Annotated in this window: 2 rRNA genes; one reads left to right on the top strand and one right to left on the bottom strand. The window is 43.7% G+C overall.

Annotation, left to right across the window (positions count from 1 at the left end):
* The first annotated feature begins 874 nt into the window (after positions 1–874).
* A 5S ribosomal RNA gene (gene rrf, locus HRU21_13305) occupies positions 875–996 on the top strand.
* 618 nt (positions 997–1614) lie between these two features.
* Here the strand turns inward: rrf and HRU21_13300 are convergent.
* Positions 1615–1836: ribosomal RNA gene (locus HRU21_13300) — 23S ribosomal RNA — on the bottom strand; the annotation flags it as partial.

The raw sequence follows: 1836 nt of genomic DNA, 5'->3' as shown, positions 1-1836 counted from the left end.
ACTATGAATCAACTAAAAGCCCCCGAAGGGGGTTGGTTCGGTATCTAATAAGCACAACCCGTCCGAAGAGTTGGGTCTGTAAGCATGTATTAGCTCTAGAATTACCATAGGTATCCAAGTAAGAAGTGGCCGTCAAGGAAACTATAACTGTTTTAATGAGCCATTCGCAGTTTCGCAGTAGTAAAGCTTATACTGAGACATGCATGGCTTAATCTTTGAGACAAGCATATGACTACTGGCAGGATCAACCAGGTTATGAACTGCATCCTGAAGTTCCGGGTCTTCGAAAATCCCCAGCCCAACAGGATTCCATTTGGAGCTCAAGAATACAAGAGCTTCACACCACCCAAAGCGGGTGTGAACTCAAATCATACTTCCTGTGGGCTAACAATATTCCCTGACGCGACGTGCAAGCACATCCACAGAGAACACTATTTTTGCGCAGCTCGAAAGCTTACACTAATGCACCACAAGAGAAATACCAATTTGGTTTCAATACGACCATCCTATCACTCACGCATCCCGAAGGATACGCTTTTAATTCGGATCTAGACGCAGCTGTACCAGCTGTGTTTCGAATCCGAATAAAACACCAAACCATATGTCGCACAAGCTCTGAATTCATAACTCTACTTGCACGTTTTTTGTAAGCGGCAGGAGCGAAAAAAAATTTTCAATCTCCCCCCGCTTACGAATTTTGGCCTCTCGAGAAGTACCGTTATTTTTTTTCGGAATAGTAGTGCTGATTTTTTCAAAATTCCCGCAGGTTTTTCGACTTTGTCATACTAAAAAGTTGTATTTTTACATATGCATATATATATTGATTACATATATATGTATATGATATATATACTGTTATGGTGTCATAGCTTTCGCCAGCGGCCATACTATGTCGAATGCACCCGATCCCATCTGAACTCGGCAGTTAATCGGCATAAGGCTCGGTCAGTACTGGGGTGGGGGACCGCCTGGGAAGCCCTTCGAGTGCCGCTGGCTTTTATATGAGGCCATCAGAAATCAAGAAAACTGCAGTTGGATTAATATTGCACAACTAAAAAGATGACTCTGGCGATTTTAGCTGAACTACACCACGCAAGTGTCCCAGACCTAGATTCGCTGGCAACTTGGCATTTACTTCAGCGTTAGCAAAAGTGCAGTTGGATTAATATTGACACTTAATCCTGACTTTGCACACCACGCCCAGACGTTGCCTTGGCAACGTCAGCAAAAGTGCAGTTGGATTAATATTGGCACTCAGGGAACGTAAGATGTGAATTTTGAGGCCAGAATTCTGACCTCAAAATCCAGTCCACATAGGTTCCGAGCAGGAAAAGTTTCACATTTACTATAAATGGAAACTTTTTGTGAATAGTAGAAACCAAATCAAAAAACACGGGATAAACCTCAATGGATCGCAGCACAAAGACCACTCTCATCACATACAATACCCGGATACGTCTGGGTCGTCTTCCCAGGATTTAGTAGCTACCACAATTCGACTCTTGATAAACCCTATCCATTCCGTTGGAGCAGGGTACAAGCGATCTAAAGATCAAGTTCATAAATATATGCAGGAATCGCCGGTAGCCATAAGTAACACTGCATTACCAGCATGGATTCTGGCTTAGAGGCGTTCAGCCGTAATCCATCAGATGGTAGCTTCGCAGCATTAGCGGTTCTGCTAACTGCATTTACCAGCTGTCTGAACAAACTGTTCCTCTCGTACTAAGTTCGATTACTGTCGCAGTATCCAACTCATCAGTAGGGTAAAACTAACCTGTCTCACGACGGTCTAAACCCAGCTCACGTTCCCTATTGGCGGGTGAACAATCCGAC

The sequence above is a fragment of the Pseudomonadales bacterium genome, from assembly GCA_013215025.1.
Classification (GTDB): Bacteria; Pseudomonadota; Gammaproteobacteria; order Pseudomonadales; family DT-91; genus DT-91.
The sequence above is the reverse complement of the archived record's forward strand: the minus strand, read 5'-3'. Positions and strand labels throughout refer to the sequence as shown.